At 60.0% G+C, this 13,035-nt stretch carries 9 protein-coding genes and 3 tRNA genes; 2 read left to right on the forward strand and 10 right to left on the reverse strand.

What is annotated here, in order from left to right; translation table 11 throughout:
- Window positions 1–508 precede the first annotated feature (508 nt).
- Together EPN96_00410 and EPN96_00415 are read left to right on the forward strand one after the other, a co-directional pair.
- Window positions 509–2,050, forward strand: a complete 1,542-nt coding sequence (locus tag EPN96_00410; protein TAL18718.1) for a 2,3-bisphosphoglycerate-independent phosphoglycerate mutase — start codon at window positions 509–511, stop codon at window positions 2,048–2,050.
- Between the two features lie 15 nt (window positions 2,051–2,065).
- Window positions 2,066–2,797 (forward strand): ComF family protein, encoded by a 732-nt coding sequence (locus EPN96_00415; GenBank protein TAL18719.1) that lies wholly within the window; start codon window positions 2,066–2,068, stop codon window positions 2,795–2,797.
- A 247-nt stretch (window positions 2,798–3,044) separates the two neighbouring features.
- On the opposite strand, the gene moaA is transcribed toward EPN96_00415, so the two are convergent.
- The 10 genes from moaA to EPN96_00465 form a co-directional block, all read right to left on the reverse strand.
- Window positions 3,045–4,043 carry a GTP 3',8-cyclase MoaA gene (moaA, locus tag EPN96_00420; GenBank protein ID TAL18720.1) on the reverse strand — a complete coding sequence of 333 codons (999 nt, stop codon included), beginning with the start codon at window positions 4,041–4,043 and terminating at the stop codon, window positions 3,045–3,047.
- Entirely contained in the window at window positions 4,040–6,313 is a 2,274-nt protein-coding gene (locus EPN96_00425; protein TAL18721.1) for a PBP1A family penicillin-binding protein, read from the reverse strand. Before EPN96_00425 ends, moaA begins: the two co-directional genes overlap by 4 nt.
- Before the next feature lie 166 nt (window positions 6,314–6,479).
- Window positions 6,480–7,379: a tol-pal system protein YbgF gene (gene ybgF, locus EPN96_00430; GenBank protein TAL18722.1), complete on the reverse strand. Its 900-nt coding sequence runs from the start codon at window positions 7,377–7,379 to the stop codon at window positions 6,480–6,482.
- 8 nt (window positions 7,380–7,387) lie between these two features.
- Window positions 7,388–8,056 (reverse strand): peptidoglycan-associated lipoprotein Pal, encoded by a 669-nt coding sequence (gene pal / locus EPN96_00435; GenBank protein TAL18723.1) that lies wholly within the window; start codon window positions 8,054–8,056, stop codon window positions 7,388–7,390.
- Between the two features lie 34 nt (window positions 8,057–8,090).
- Window positions 8,091–9,434, reverse strand: a complete 1,344-nt coding sequence (locus tag EPN96_00440) for a hypothetical protein (GenBank protein TAL18724.1) — start codon at window positions 9,432–9,434, stop codon at window positions 8,091–8,093.
- Window positions 9,435–9,585: 151 nt separating this feature from the next.
- A tRNA-Asp gene (locus EPN96_00445) sits at window positions 9,586–9,662 on the reverse strand.
- Window positions 9,663–9,729: 67 nt separating this feature from the next.
- A tRNA-Asp gene (locus EPN96_00450) sits at window positions 9,730–9,806 on the reverse strand.
- Between the two features lie 21 nt (window positions 9,807–9,827).
- Window positions 9,828–9,903 (reverse strand) — tRNA-Val (locus tag EPN96_00455).
- A gap of 299 nt (window positions 9,904–10,202) precedes the next feature.
- Entirely contained in the window at window positions 10,203–10,475 is a 273-nt protein-coding gene (locus EPN96_00460) for an HU family DNA-binding protein (protein ID TAL18725.1), read from the reverse strand.
- Window positions 10,476–10,550: 75 nt separating this feature from the next.
- On the reverse strand, window positions 10,551–13,013 hold the full coding sequence (locus EPN96_00465; GenBank protein ID TAL18726.1) for an endopeptidase La: 2,463 nt from the start codon (window positions 13,011–13,013) through the stop codon (window positions 10,551–10,553).
- Window positions 13,014–13,035: the final 22 nt, after the last annotated feature.

Raw genomic sequence — 13,035 nt, forward strand, 5'->3', positions numbered from 1 at the left:
TCTTTTGAGCGACCAAAAGAAATGGGGGAAAGAAAAGTCGCGCTCCCTTTGTGCCCAAAGCTCGCTCGTTCGTCGCTCGGCGAGCTCATATTCGCTGCGGCTCAGAATGAGCTCGGAACATCCTCGCTCTCTCACTCGCTGGCGCCGGAGGGCGTGGGGAAACGAAAAGAAGGCTCGAACAAAAGCGAAATCTTTTTGAGCTTTTGTTCTCGAAGGTATTTTTTCGACAGCTATAAAAATCTTCCTTCGAGTCCAAAAACATTTTGTTATCTCGTTTTTGGACGAGCCTTCACTTCGTACCCTTCCGGGCCGATTTCTTGGGTACTTCTTTCTAAAAGAAGTACCAGGGGGAGTGGGGCAGAGCCCCACAAGATGTAAAAGACCCCCACGATCTCTCACTGCTGGGCACCGGAGAGCGTGGGGAACGAAAAGAAGGCTCGCACATGAGCAAGATAATTGTTGCTCATGTACTCGAAGGTAGTTTGTGTACACTATTTCGGAGATCGAAATGCGAAAGACCGCCCTTATCATCCTCGACGGCTGGGGATACCGCCCCGAGAGGGAGAACAACGCTATTGCCGAGGCGGGGACGCCGAACCTCGATAAATTGTGCCGGGAGTACCCCTGCGCCACCCTGGCGGCCTCCGGCCTCGCCGTCGGGCTGCCGGAGGGGCAGATGGGGAACTCCGAGGTCGGCCACCTCAATCTGGGCGCGGGGCGGATAGTCTATCAGGACCTGACGAGGATCAACCTGGCGGTCAAGGACGGCTCGATAAAGGAGAACAGGGTCCTTCGCGAGGCGTGCGACGCGGCGGCGAGGGGGGGCAAGGCGCTCCACCTGATGGGGCTTTTGTCCGACGGCGGCGTCCACAGCCATCAGGAGCACCTCTACGCCCTCGTCCGCATGGCAAAACTTTGCGGGGTGAAGAATATCTTCGTCCACGCCTTCATGGACGGCCGCGACACTCCCCCCCGGTCGGGGCTCGGGTACGTGGAAAAGCTCGAAGCAGCCCTGAAAGAGATCGGCGCGGGCAGGATTGCCACGGTCTCCGGCAGATTCTACGCGATGGACCGCGACAACCGCTGGGAGAGGGTGGAAAAGGCTTACAGGGCTCTGGTGAGGGGCGAGGGCGAGAGGGCGGGAAGCGCCGCCGAAGCGGTTAAAGCCTCTTACGAGGCGGGGCAGGTGGACGAGTTCATCCTTCCCACCGTGGTTGTTGCCGAGGCGGGCAGTCCGGCGGGGAAGATCGAAGACGGCGATTCTGTGGTCTTCTTTAACTTCCGCTCCGACCGCGCCCGGCAGCTCACCCGGGTCTTCACGGAGGAGGGGTTCTCCCACTTCGACGTTTCGGACCGGCCTCGCCTCTCAAGCTACGTCACGATGACCGAGTACGACGAGACCTTCACGACCCCCATCGCCTTCCCGCAGCAGACCCTGCGAAACATCCTCGCCGAGGTCCTTTCGGACGCGGGCAAGACCCAGCTGCGGATAGCGGAGACGGAAAAATACGCCCACGTCACCTTCTTTTTCAACGGCGGCGTGGAGAAATCCTGGCCCGGCGAGGAGCGGATACTTATACCGAGCCCCCGCGAGGTAGCCACCTACGACCAAAAGCCCCAGATGAGCGCCTTCGCGGTCAGGGACAGGCTGCTTCAGGAGATAGAATCGAAAAAATTCGACAATATAGTCGTGAACTTCGCCAATCTGGACATGGTGGGCCACACCGGGATAATGGAGGCCGCCAAAGAGGCGGTGAAGGCGGTGGATTCCTGCGTGGGCGAGCTTGCGGCGGCGCTTTGCAGGAACGGCTACTGTGCGATAATCACCGCCGACCACGGCAACGCCGAGGAGATGTGGGACGCGGCCTCCGGCCAGCCCATGACAGCCCACACCACCAACAGGGTGCCGTTGATACTGATGGACGACGACCTCAGGGGGGAGAAGCTGCGAGCGGACGGCATTCTGGCCGACGTTGCGCCGACGCTGCTCGCTCTGATGGGAGTCGAAATTCCCCCTGAGATGACGGGGAGAAGCCTTTTAGCAAAGTAGTTCCAAGAGGGGAAGATGGGGGGTATTTTAAGCGGTCTGGCGGAGTTGTTTTTTCCGGAGAGCTGCGCCCTCTGCGGAGGCGAAATCGCCGCCGCTTCCCGCCACCTTTGCGCCTCCTGCCTCGAAGCCCTGCATCCTCTTCCGGTTTTTAGGTGCCCCGTCTGCTCTCTCCCCTACGCCGGGGAGGGAGCGCCCCACCCCTGCCCCTCCTGTCAAAAGAAAGCACCGCCCTTCGCCATGGCCGTCGCGTGGGGGGCCTTCGGCGGAACTCTGAGGGAGGCGATACACGCGGTCAAATACAGGAGGGAACTCGTGGTGAGGGGGGTTCTCGGAGAGCTGTTTCTGGAGGCGTGCGAAGGGCAGTGGGGTCAGGGGGAGGGGTTCGACGCGGTCGTCCCGGTCCCCTGCCACGGAAGCGCCCTGGCCGAGCGGGGATTTTCCCTGCCCGCGATGCTGGCCAAAAGGGTGGCTTCGCGCTGGAAGGTGGAGCTTCGGCTTCGGGCGCTTGAGAAGACGAGGGCCGGGGAAAAGATGGCCGGACTCGGGCTGGCGCAGCGCAGGGTTGCGGTAAGGGGGCTCTACAGGGCGAGAGAGAAACTGGCGGGAAGGGTTCTGCTGGTGGACGACGTGCTGACCTCGCTCTCCACCGTCAAGGCCTGCACTCTCGCCCTGCGCAAGGCGGGTGCAAGTGAAGTCTGCGTAGCGGCTCTGGCCAGGGCGGAAGTGGACCCTTCAAACAAAACCTGAATTTTTCGCATTTAAACTTAATAGGGTACATCCCGGCAAACTATTTCGGCGAAGGGCCAGGAGTCCAAATCGGGAAAGTAGAAATCAAAAGTAATTGTCGCCCAAAATTTCCTTGAAAAACGTTGCGAGCAGCGTCGTATGCAAGGAGACGCGCAGCGAGAAGCGAGACATAACAAATTGTTAGGCGAGCTTTCGAGTGAGCACGCGACGCCGCAGACGGCGCGCACAGCAGTTTTTCAAGGAAATTTCAGCCGCCGACGCGGTTCATGGATAGTCCACACTTCTCCCCCGCATCCGACCGCTCTTCGAGTTTGTGGCCCTCCGGCTTGCCCATGATGGTGTCGAGCAGGGCTTTTTTCACCGCCTCGTCGCTCTGGGCTGGGTCGCGGAGTATCGTCTTCAGGTCCAGTTCGCGGGAACTGAAGAGGCACCCCCTGAGCTTTCCGTCGGCGGTGAGGCGCACGCGGTTGCACTCCCCGCAGAAGTGATCGCTCATCGGGCTTATGACCCCTATCCTGCCCGCCTTCGGAAGCCGAAAAACCCTGCACGGCCCCGCCGAGACCTCCCTTTCGACCGGGGTCAGCTCGAAACGGGAGGAGATTATCCCCAGTATCTCCTCGGCGGGCACGAGGGCCGATTTCTCCCAGGTGTCGTCGCGGCTTGGCATGAACTCGATAAAGCGCACCTCAAGGTCGTTGTCGCTCGCGAAATTCACGAAATCAGGTATCTCGCCATCGTTTACGCCCCTCATCACCACGACGTTGACCTTCACCGGGTCCAGCCCCGCCCTTTTCGCCGCCGCGATGCCGTCGAGAACCTTCTGGAGCGCGTCCACCCTCGTAATCTCGGCGAAGGTCTCCGGCTTCAGGGTGTCGAGGCTGACGTTTATGCGCCGAAGACCCGCCGCGCGGAGATCCTCCGCCATTTCGGAGAGGAGTGTGCCGTTGGTGGTGAGGGCGAGGTCCTTAAGCCCCCCGAGCGAGGACAGCTGGCGCAGGAAATCGCAGATGCCGCGCCTGACGAGCGGTTCCCCGCCGGTTATCCGTATCTTGGAAATACCCGTTTCGAGGGCTATTCTCGCCACCCGCAGCAGTTCCTCGTAGGTGAGGACTTCGCCGTGGCCGAGAAGCTTTACTCCCTCGGCGGGCATGCAGTAGCGGCAGCGCAGGTTACACCTGTCGGTGACCGAGATGCGCAGGTAGTTTATGCGCCGCGAGAAGCTGTCGAGAAGGGCGGGGCCGCTCATCGGAGCATCTCCAGCGCGCCGGGGTCTTGAAAATCCACCGAGGAGTCGCTTTCCTCGCGCTTCTTTCTCGATTTGCCGGAGGGCCGGGGGTCGACGGGAGCGGTCCCCTCGATAAAGGCGGTGTAGTAGGCCTGCTGGGTGCGGGAGTTGGGTAGCTTGCCGGTTATCGAATCGAAGCGGGCGAACTCTATGCCGGAGGGAACGGGGAAATCCCCGGTCTTCGAGTAGTACCATACAGCCTTTTCCATGAAGGCCTTCCATATCGGGGCCGCCGCCCGCCCGCCTGTCTCCGAGTCTTCCAGGGGCTGGCTGTCGTCGTAGCCTATCCATACCGCGGTGACGAGGTCGGGGGTGACCCCGATGAACCATGCGTCGCGATTTTCGTTTGTCGTGCCGGTCTTGCCCGCCGAGGGCACAGGGAGTCCCTGCGCCCGCCCGCCGGTGCCGCTGCGGATAACCTCCTGCATCATCTGGTTGACGACGCAGGCCACGGCTGGGTCGAGCCGCCTGGGGGGACTTTGCTCGGGGTGCTGCTCCATGATGACCGTCGAGTCCGCTTCCTGAACGCGCTTTATGAAGAGCGGAGGCCTGCGGTACCCTCCGGTGGCGAAAACCTCGTAGACGGAGGCCATTTCGGCCACGGTCACGGTGGGGGAGCCCAGCGCGAGGGAAAGGTTCGGCTCGATTCTGGATTCCATCCCGAGATTGTGGAGGAAATCCACCGCGCCCGGGGCCCCGATGTCCTGGAGCATCTTCACGGTGACGACGTTTCTTGATTTGACGAGCGCCTCCATCATGGTGGTCGCGCCGTAGAACTTTTCTCCGTAGTTTTTCGGCTTCCACTTTTTGTCGATGTCGGCGGTGTCGAAGACTATGGGGGAGTCGTAAATCTGCGTCGCCGGAGTGTAGCCCTTGGTCACGGCGTAGGCGTAGATGAGGGGTTTTATCGCCGAGCCGACCTGCCTTTGCGCCTGCGTCGTGCGGTTGAACTGGCTTTTGGAAAAGTCGTAACCCCCCACGTCGGCGAGCACCTCTCCCGTGTCGGCCTTCAGGCAGATGAGCGCGCCCTCGACCTTGGGCTCCTGAATGAGGTAGGCTTTCAACTCGCCGGAATCCTTCTGGATGAATTTGCAGTAGACCATGTCGCCCACCCGGAATCTCGCTCTGGGATTCGCGTAGACGGTGGAAAGCGCCCACTCCATCTCTTCCGCCGGAAGGAAGTATATCTTTCCGCTCTTCATAACCGTTATGCCGGAGGTGTTTACGCTTTTTACGAGCGCCTTCGCCCTCGTGCCGTTAACCGGGGCGTCGCCCTCGATGAACTCGGCCTCTCCGGCGGCGTCGGTGACTTTGCCGAGTGCGCCCCTGTACCCCGCCCGCATGGATATCTCCTCCAACCCGGAGCGCAGAGCTTCCTCGGCTGCTCTCTGGAGGCGCGAATCCATCGAGGTGGTTATCTTCAGGCCACCTTCGAGCAGCTTCTTGGTGCCCAGTTTGGCGTCGAGAGACCGCCGCACCTCCTCCGAGTAATAGGGAGCTATCGACTTGAAGAGGTTGCGGAAACCGTAGAGCTTGAGGGGGGTCTTAACCGCCTCTTCCGCTTCTTTAGCGGTTATCCAGCCGTTTTTCTCCATCTGCCGGATGACGTAAGCCCTGCGATCGAGCGCCTGCTCCGGGTTCTTGTAGGGATCGTAGCGGCTGGGGGCCTGCGGGAGACCGGCGATTAGAGCCGCCTGCGGGATGGTCAGGCTCGAAGCGGAGACGCCGAAGTAATTTCTCGCCGCGGCCTCGATTCCGTAAGCGCCGTGGCCGAGGTAAATCTGGTTCAGGTAGAGGTTGAGTATCTCTTCCTTGGTGAGGTTTTTCTCGATGCGGATGGCGAGGACGGCTTCGCGCACCTTCCTCCTCAGGCTCCTTTCGGGCGAAAGGAGGAGGGATTTGGCGACCTGCTGGGTGATGGTGGAGCCGCCCTGAACTACTCGCCCTTCCCTGAAATTGGCGAAGGCGGCGCGGAGTATCCCCAGAAAATCCAGGCCCCCGTGCTCGAAGAATCGGTCGTCCTCGGCGGCGATAAAGGCCATGCGGGTGTATGCCGGGAGCGAGCGGGGATCGATGGGATAGCGGTTTTCATTGTAAAGCTCCGCCATGAGAGCGCCGTCCCTGCTCCAGACGGTGGATGTTCTCGGCGGCCTGTAATCGCGGAGGGAATTGACGTCCGGAAGTTCCTTCAGAACCACGTATATAAAAATTCCGGCGGCCAAAGCCAGCACCAGAGCCAGCGCCGCAGCTATTTTGGCGTTGCGTCTCGTCAGGAACCTTTTCAGCGCATAGCTCCCGTAAGGTTTTTATAAATTAGAATGAAGAGAGATGTCCGTTGCAAAATTAAAAAGCGCGGCCAGCGGGGCCGCGCCTCTTTGAGTGGCTGTAAGGTAAAGGCTACTCGCCGAGAACCTCGAGTTTGCGCCTTGCCACCGCGGCCTGCTCGGAATCGGGATGCTCCTTGATGAGTTTTTTGAGGAGTATCTTCGCGTCGAGCTGGTCGCCGAGGGCGTCGAAGGCGAAAGCCTGCTTCAAAAGGGCGCTGGGTATCTTGTCGCCCTTCTGGAACTCGCGCACGATCTTGTCGTAGGTGAGTATCGCCTTCTCGTACTGGCCTTCGTTGTAGAAGGCCTCGCCTATCCAGAACCAGGCGTTGTCGGAGAGCGGGGTATCGGGGAAACCCTTGAGGTAATCCTCGAAAGCCTGCCGCGCCTCCGGGTATTTGCCCTGGCGGTAAAGGTTGTAGCCGGTATCGTAAAGCTTCTTGGTGTCTTCGGCGCTCTTTTGCGCCTGATCGGGCGCGGGCGCGGGCGCGGCGGCCGAAGTAGCGGCTTCCCTGGCTTTCTGGTCGTTCTTCGAGTCGGCGGGCTGCGGTTTTGCCTGACCTCTGGGAGCCATCTGGGTGGAAAGGGATTCGATTCTCGTCGCCAGATCGGCTATCTGGGTCTTTATTCCGTCCACTCCGCCGGTCTGCTGCGCTTCGGCGGCCTGACGGCGCTTGACTTCATCCTCCTCGATCTTGCCTTTCAGCGCCTTTATTTCCTGTTCGAGCTGATCGGCCTTCGCGCCTATCTGCGCGACCCTCTCGGAGAGGGATATCTCCTTGGATTGCCGGGCGTTGTGCTCGTCCATCGCGCGCTTGAGGAGCTGCACCTCTTCCTGGAGCTTTGAAACCATGTCGGTGCGCTCGTCCGGGGTCATCTGCGGGTCCATGGTTACGCAGCCGCCTATAAAGAGCGAGCCTGCGGCCAGGGTTGCGACGGCGGTCCTCCTGAGAGTCTCTATCCGGGTTCTCATTTCGTCTTTTAAAGCTCTCTGAAATCCGCCCTGCGGTTTTTAGCCCAGGCGTCTTCGTTGGCGGCCGGATCGAGGGGGCGCTCTTCGCCGTAGCTGATTATGTCCATGCGCCTGGAATCGATGCGAAGATCCTCAAGGAAGCGGCGTACCGCGTTGGCGCGCCTTTCGCCAAGCGCGAGGTTGTAATCGACGGTGCCGCGCTCGTCGCAGTGGCCCTCGATGAGAATCCTTACGTTCGGACGGCTCATCAGGTAGTCGCGGTTTTTCTTGAGGATGTCGGCCGCTTCGGGGGTTATGTTGAACTTGTCGAACTCGAAGTGGACGCGCTTCAAATTCCCCTCGTCGGCGGTCCCCGCCGAGGTTTTCGGGGGCACGACGGGAGGCTCGGTCTCGCCCTTCAGAGGCTTGCCGTCGGGGCCGAGCCCCGCGGCGGCCAGTTTGGCCACCCTCTGTGCTTCCTCCTGAGCCGCCTTCTGGACGGCCGCTTCGCGCTGGGCTGCTATTTCGGCCTCAGTGGGCTTGGGTTTTTCCTGGCCGGGCTGCGCCGGAGCCTCTTTTTTCACCTCGGCGCCCTTCTGCTGTTCCGACACCGCCTGCTGGCTGCCTGCGCACGCCGAGAGGAGCCCCAGTACGGCAGCGGACAGAATCAGTCCTTTAAACAGTTTTTTGAAAGTCATGCTGAAAAACTCCTCCTTTTTCACTGAGGCGTATCTAATTTTTTGCCGGGTCGCCGTAGGACCACGAAGGCTGGCTCGCCTTTACGCCAACGGGAGAAACCCGGCGCATGGCGCTGCTGCCCACCCGCAGAACGTAAACACCTTCTTCGCCGTCCTTCCGGGAAGTGACGGCTAAAAACCGTCCGTCGGGAGACCAACTCGGTTCCAGTGTATCATACGATCCGAAAGTCGCTTGAGAAATTTTCCCCCCTTCGGGATCGGTTATAAATACCTGAAATACCCCCTTCTCGTCCATACCCGAAAACGCAATTTTTTCGCCGTCCGGAGACCAGGCGGGATCGCCGTTGTGGGCTCCGGAGAAGGTGATTCTTTTAGGTTCCTCCGAGCCGCCCGCGTCCATCACGAAGATGTTGGGGCTGCCCTTGCGGTCGGAGACGAAGGAGATTCTCTTCCCGTCCGGCGACCAGGTCGGAGAGACGTTTATGGAGTTGCCGGAGGTGAGGCGGGTAACGTTCCTTGTGCGCAGGTCAAGCGTGTAAATGTCGGTGTTGCCCCCGGAGGAGGAGGCGAAGCTGAGCGTCCTGCCGTCGGGAGATTCCTCGCCGGGCATGTCAAGACCCTCCCCCTTGTAGACGTAGCGGAGAACCCCCTCGCCGAGGTTGACCCTGCAAAGGTCCGGGACGCCGCCGAAGTAGGAGGAGAGGTAGATGGAGCGGTTGTTTCGCGACCAGACGGGGTGGAGGTTAAGCGAGCCGTTGTTCGTCACCGGGACCGGCGGGCCGGACTCGTTGAGCCTGGACCGCACGATCTCCTTGGCGCCGCCCTTTTGCGCCACGTAGGCGATCTCGCTGCCGAAAGGGCCCGTCTTGCCGGTGAATTTTTCGAGCATGGCGTTGGCGAACATGTGGGCCATGTTGCCTGCGGTATCCCTGCCGCCCCTGTACCGCTTTCCGAAGAGAAATTCCCTGCGGAAGACGTCGTAGGCGAAAAGATCGACGACAAGCTCTTCCCCCTCCTGATCGACCTGCCCCTTCACCAGCAGTTCCGCGCCCGAGACGTACCAGCCTGAAAAGGACTCCGTCGTGGGGACCATCTCCGCCGTCTGGGGGTCTTCGAGGTATTTTTTCGGATCGAGGACCTCGAAGACGCCGACGAAGTCGAGATCTCTTCTGAGAGTTTCGGCGATGACCGCCTGGGGCTCTTCGGTTCCCCGGCCGGGCCGGAAATTTGCTGATGTTTTCAAAACGGGAACGGCGACGGGAACGCGCTTTATGCTGGCGGCGTTGATGTCGATGTAGACTTTGGCCCTGGACAGGGCCGGAACGAGGAGCGCCAGAAAAAGCACGAGCGCGCCCGGCAAGACTCTTTTTAGTATCATCAATAACCTCGGGCGGAACTGGGTGTTCCGTCCTCAGGCAACCCTGGAAATCATGTTTCGCCGAATGTTAGTTTCTAACTGTCGCCAAGTCAAGGAACGGCGGGAATGAAAAAGTGAAAAAGGCCGCCTCGACGGCGGCCTTGCGCAAATCTGGCGGGAGCGACGAGACTTGAACTCGCGACCTCCGACGTGACAGGCCGGCGTTCTAACCAACTGAACTACGCCCCCGCGTATCAGAAAATTTAAGAAAGAAGAAGGCTACCGTGCAGGACACGGTAGCCCCCTTCTGCGATTTTGGCGGGAGCGACGAGACTTGAACTCGCGACCTCCGACGTGACAGGCCGGCGTTCTAACCAACTGAACTACGCCCCCGCGAATCGGCATACTGAATTTTGGTAGGCGGAACAGGTCTCGAACCTGCGACCTCCGGCTTGTAAGGCCAGCGCTCTTCCAACTGAGCTATCCGCCTGTGAATTTAAAAACTGCTGCGAACCCCGTTTTTTATGTCGCGTGCTCACTCGGAAGCTCGCCGTAGCGCTGCTACTGCCTCGCTCCCTCGCTGCGCGGCTCCTCAAAACCGGGATTCTCGCGACGTTTTTTGCAGCCTGTGAATTTTTAAAAACTGCTGCGAACCCCGTTTTTTATGTCGCGTGCCCGCCGCCGGGAACTAAAAACCGCGCCGGCAAACCTCTTCGCATAAAATGGATTGCCCAAACCCGGAAGAGCGCTTTGCGCCTCCCTTTGTAACCGGGGGCTTTTTCGGGAGCCTTAGGCTACCTTGTCCTTGAGGGCTTTTCCGGCCTTGAACTTCGGGGCCTTGGTTCCCTTGATGACCATCTCTTTGCCGGTCTGGGGATTTCTGCCCTTGCGGGCCTTGCGTTCGCTGACGCTGAAAGTCCCGAAGCCGACAAGGGCTACCTTGTCGCCACCCTTCAGGGTGTCCGTGACAGTCTCGGTGAATGAGTCCAGAAACCGCTTTGCCGCAGCCTTGGAAACATCGGTTTTTTCAGCCATTGCATTGATGAGTTCAGCCTTCGTCACGGTTATCCCTCCTTAATGTTGGCCATGTAGGCGCCGGTTTATATCAACTGTCGAGGACCAGTGTCAAGGCAGTTTTTACTGCATCTCGTGAACTCCGGCCCCCTCGCCCTTGGTAAGGGGAACCGGCAGCGGGAAGCCGAGCATTTCGTCGACGGTGCGCTCCGGATCGTGCTGCCTGGCGAGGATTTCCTCGGGGTGGTCTGTTTCGAGTGCAGTGTAGAGCACTTTGTCCATGTGTTCCACAAATATTATTTCAAGGGCGCTCAAAATCGAACGGGGAAGGCCGAGATCGGCGAGATCTTTCTCGTTCTCGGCGGGAAGGATGATCTTCGTAATCCCGCCCCTGTGCGCCGCGAGCAGCTTTTCCTTGATTCCGCCGATGGGCAGGACCTTGCCCCTGAGGGTTATTTCACCTGTCATCGCCACGTTTTTCCGGACAGGTATGCCGGTGAGCGCCGAGGTGAGGGCGGTGGCTATGGTGATTCCCGCGGAGGGGCCGTCCTTGGGGATGGCTCCTTCCGGCACGTGGATGTGGATGTCGATCTTCTGGTAAAAATCCCGCTCCAGGCCCAGATTGTGCGCCCTGCTCCTGACGTAGGAAGCGGCGGCCCTGGCGGACTCCATCATTACGTCGCCGAGCTTGCCGGTAATCGTGAGGTTGCCTTTTCCCGGCAGGAGGACGACCTCTATGCCGAGAAGCTCTCCGCCGGTCTCCGTCCAGGCAAGACCCGTCGCGTAGCCGATCTCGCTCTTCTCCTCCGCCCTGCCGAATTTGTACTTCGGAACGCCGAGGAGCTTCCTGACAAGCTGCTGGGTTACGCGGATCGTCCTCTTTGAGGATTTTCCGGCCTTCACCACGTCCTTGGCGATCTTGCGGCAGATCCTGGCGATACGCCTCTCAAGGCTCCTGACGCCCGCCTCCCGGGTGTAGAGGCGGATTATGTCCAGAAGGGCAGTTTCGGTGAAGGCTACCTCTTCGGGTTTCAGGCCGTGGCCGGCAAGCTGCTTGCCGATGAGGTGGCGCTGGGCGATGCTTCGCTTCTCCTGCTCGGTGTAGCCGGAAATCTCGATAAGCTCCATCCTGTCGCGAAGGGGCGGCGGGATGTTCGGCAGGTAGTTGGCCGTCGTTATGAAAAGAACCCGGCTCAGGTCGTAATCCATGTCGAGGTAATGATCGTTGAAGGTGTCGTTCTGCTCGGGGTCGAGGACCTCCAGCAGCGCCGAACTCGGATCCCCGCGAAAATCCGCGCTCATCTTGTCGACTTCGTCGAGCAGAAAGACCGGATTGTTGGTGCCCGCCTTCTTGAGGCTCTGGAGTATCTTGCCCGGCATCGAGCCGATGTAGGTCCTGCGGTGGCCGCGTATCTGCGCCTCGTCGCGCACTCCGCCGAGGCTGAGGCGGACGAATTCCCTGCCCGTCGCCCGAGCTATGGAGCGGGCGAGGCTCGTCTTGCCGACGCCGGGGGGGCCGACGAAGCAGAGGATGGGAGCCTTCGTGGTGCCGACAAGCTCCAGCACGGCGAGGTGCTCGATTATCCTCTCCTTGACCTCCTTGAGGCCGTAGTGGTCCTCGTCGAGTATCTTTTCCGCCTCGGCTATAGGAACGACGGTCTTCGAGAGATTGTTCCAGGGAAGGTCGAGTATCCAGTCGATGTAGTTGCGCACCACGGTGGCCTCGGCCGACATGGGCGACATCATCTTCAGCTTCTGGACCTCTTTTTTAGCCTTTACCCTGACCTCCTCAGGCATGTCCTTCTGCTGGACCTTTTCGAGCAGCTCCAGGACCTCGTTGGCGTTGTCGTCGCTCTCGCCGAGCTCTTTTTGAATCGCCTTCATCTGCTCGTTGAGGTAGTACTCTTTCTGGGACTTCTCCATCTGCTTCTTTACGCGCCTTTTAATCCGGCGCTCGATCTCCAGGACCTCCGTCTCGGATTTTAAAATCTCGTAGATTTTCTGGAGGCGCTCCACCGGGTCGAAGGTTTCGAGAAGCTCCTGCTTGTCGGCGGTCTTGATGGAGAGGTTCGCGGCGATGGTATCGGTGAGGCGCGAGGGATCGTCGATCTCGCTTAGCGAGCCGACGATCTCGGCCGGGAGTTTCTGGTTTAGCTTCGCGTACTCGGAAAAGCTCTCTATGACGGTGCGCATGAGCGCTCTCGCCTCCACGCCGGAACCGGCGCCCTCGGCGACTTCGGCGACGCTGACGAGCATGAACCGTTCAGAGGAGAGGTATTCCGCGATGCGGGCGCGCCTTTTGCCCTCGACGAGAACCTTCACGGTTCCGTCGGGGAGCTTGAGGAGCTGGACTATGGACGCGATTGTCCCGACCCTGTTTATCTCTTCGGGCACGGGCTCGTTCGTCTTCGCTTCCTTCTGGGTGGAGAGGATGATGTCCCTGCCGGAGGAGAGCGCCTCTTCCAGGGCGAGAATGGACTTCTCGCGCCCCACGAAGAGGGGAATAACCATGTGGGGGAATACGACTACGTCGCGCAGGGGCAACAAGGGGAGCACGAACCCCTTTACTTCGCTGGAAATGGCCATATTGTTGACTTCTCGTTATTTT

The sequence above is a fragment of the bacterium genome (assembly GCA_004322275.1).
Taxonomy (GTDB): domain Bacteria; phylum Desulfobacterota; class Deferrisomatia; order Deferrisomatales; family BM512; genus SCTA01.

Coding starts and splice junctions, on each gene's coding strand:
- EPN96_00410 (TAL18718.1), top strand. CDS start 509: ATGCGAAAGACCGCCCTTATCATCCTCGACGGCTGGGGATACCGCCCC.
- EPN96_00415 (TAL18719.1), top strand. CDS start 2,066: ATGGGGGGTATTTTAAGCGGTCTGGCGGAGTTGTTTTTTCCGGAGAGC.
- moaA (TAL18720.1), bottom strand. CDS start 4,043: ATGAGCGGCCCCGCCCTTCTCGACAGCTTCTCGCGGCGCATAAACTAC.
- ybgF (TAL18722.1), bottom strand. CDS start 7,379: ATGAGAACCCGGATAGAGACTCTCAGGAGGACCGCCGTCGCAACCCTG.
- pal (TAL18723.1), bottom strand. CDS start 8,056: ATGACTTTCAAAAAACTGTTTAAAGGACTGATTCTGTCCGCTGCCGTA.
- EPN96_00440 (TAL18724.1), bottom strand. CDS start 9,434: ATGATACTAAAAAGAGTCTTGCCGGGCGCGCTCGTGCTTTTTCTGGCG.
- EPN96_00465 (TAL18726.1), bottom strand. CDS start 13,013: ATGGCCATTTCCAGCGAAGTAAAGGGGTTCGTGCTCCCCTTGTTGCCC.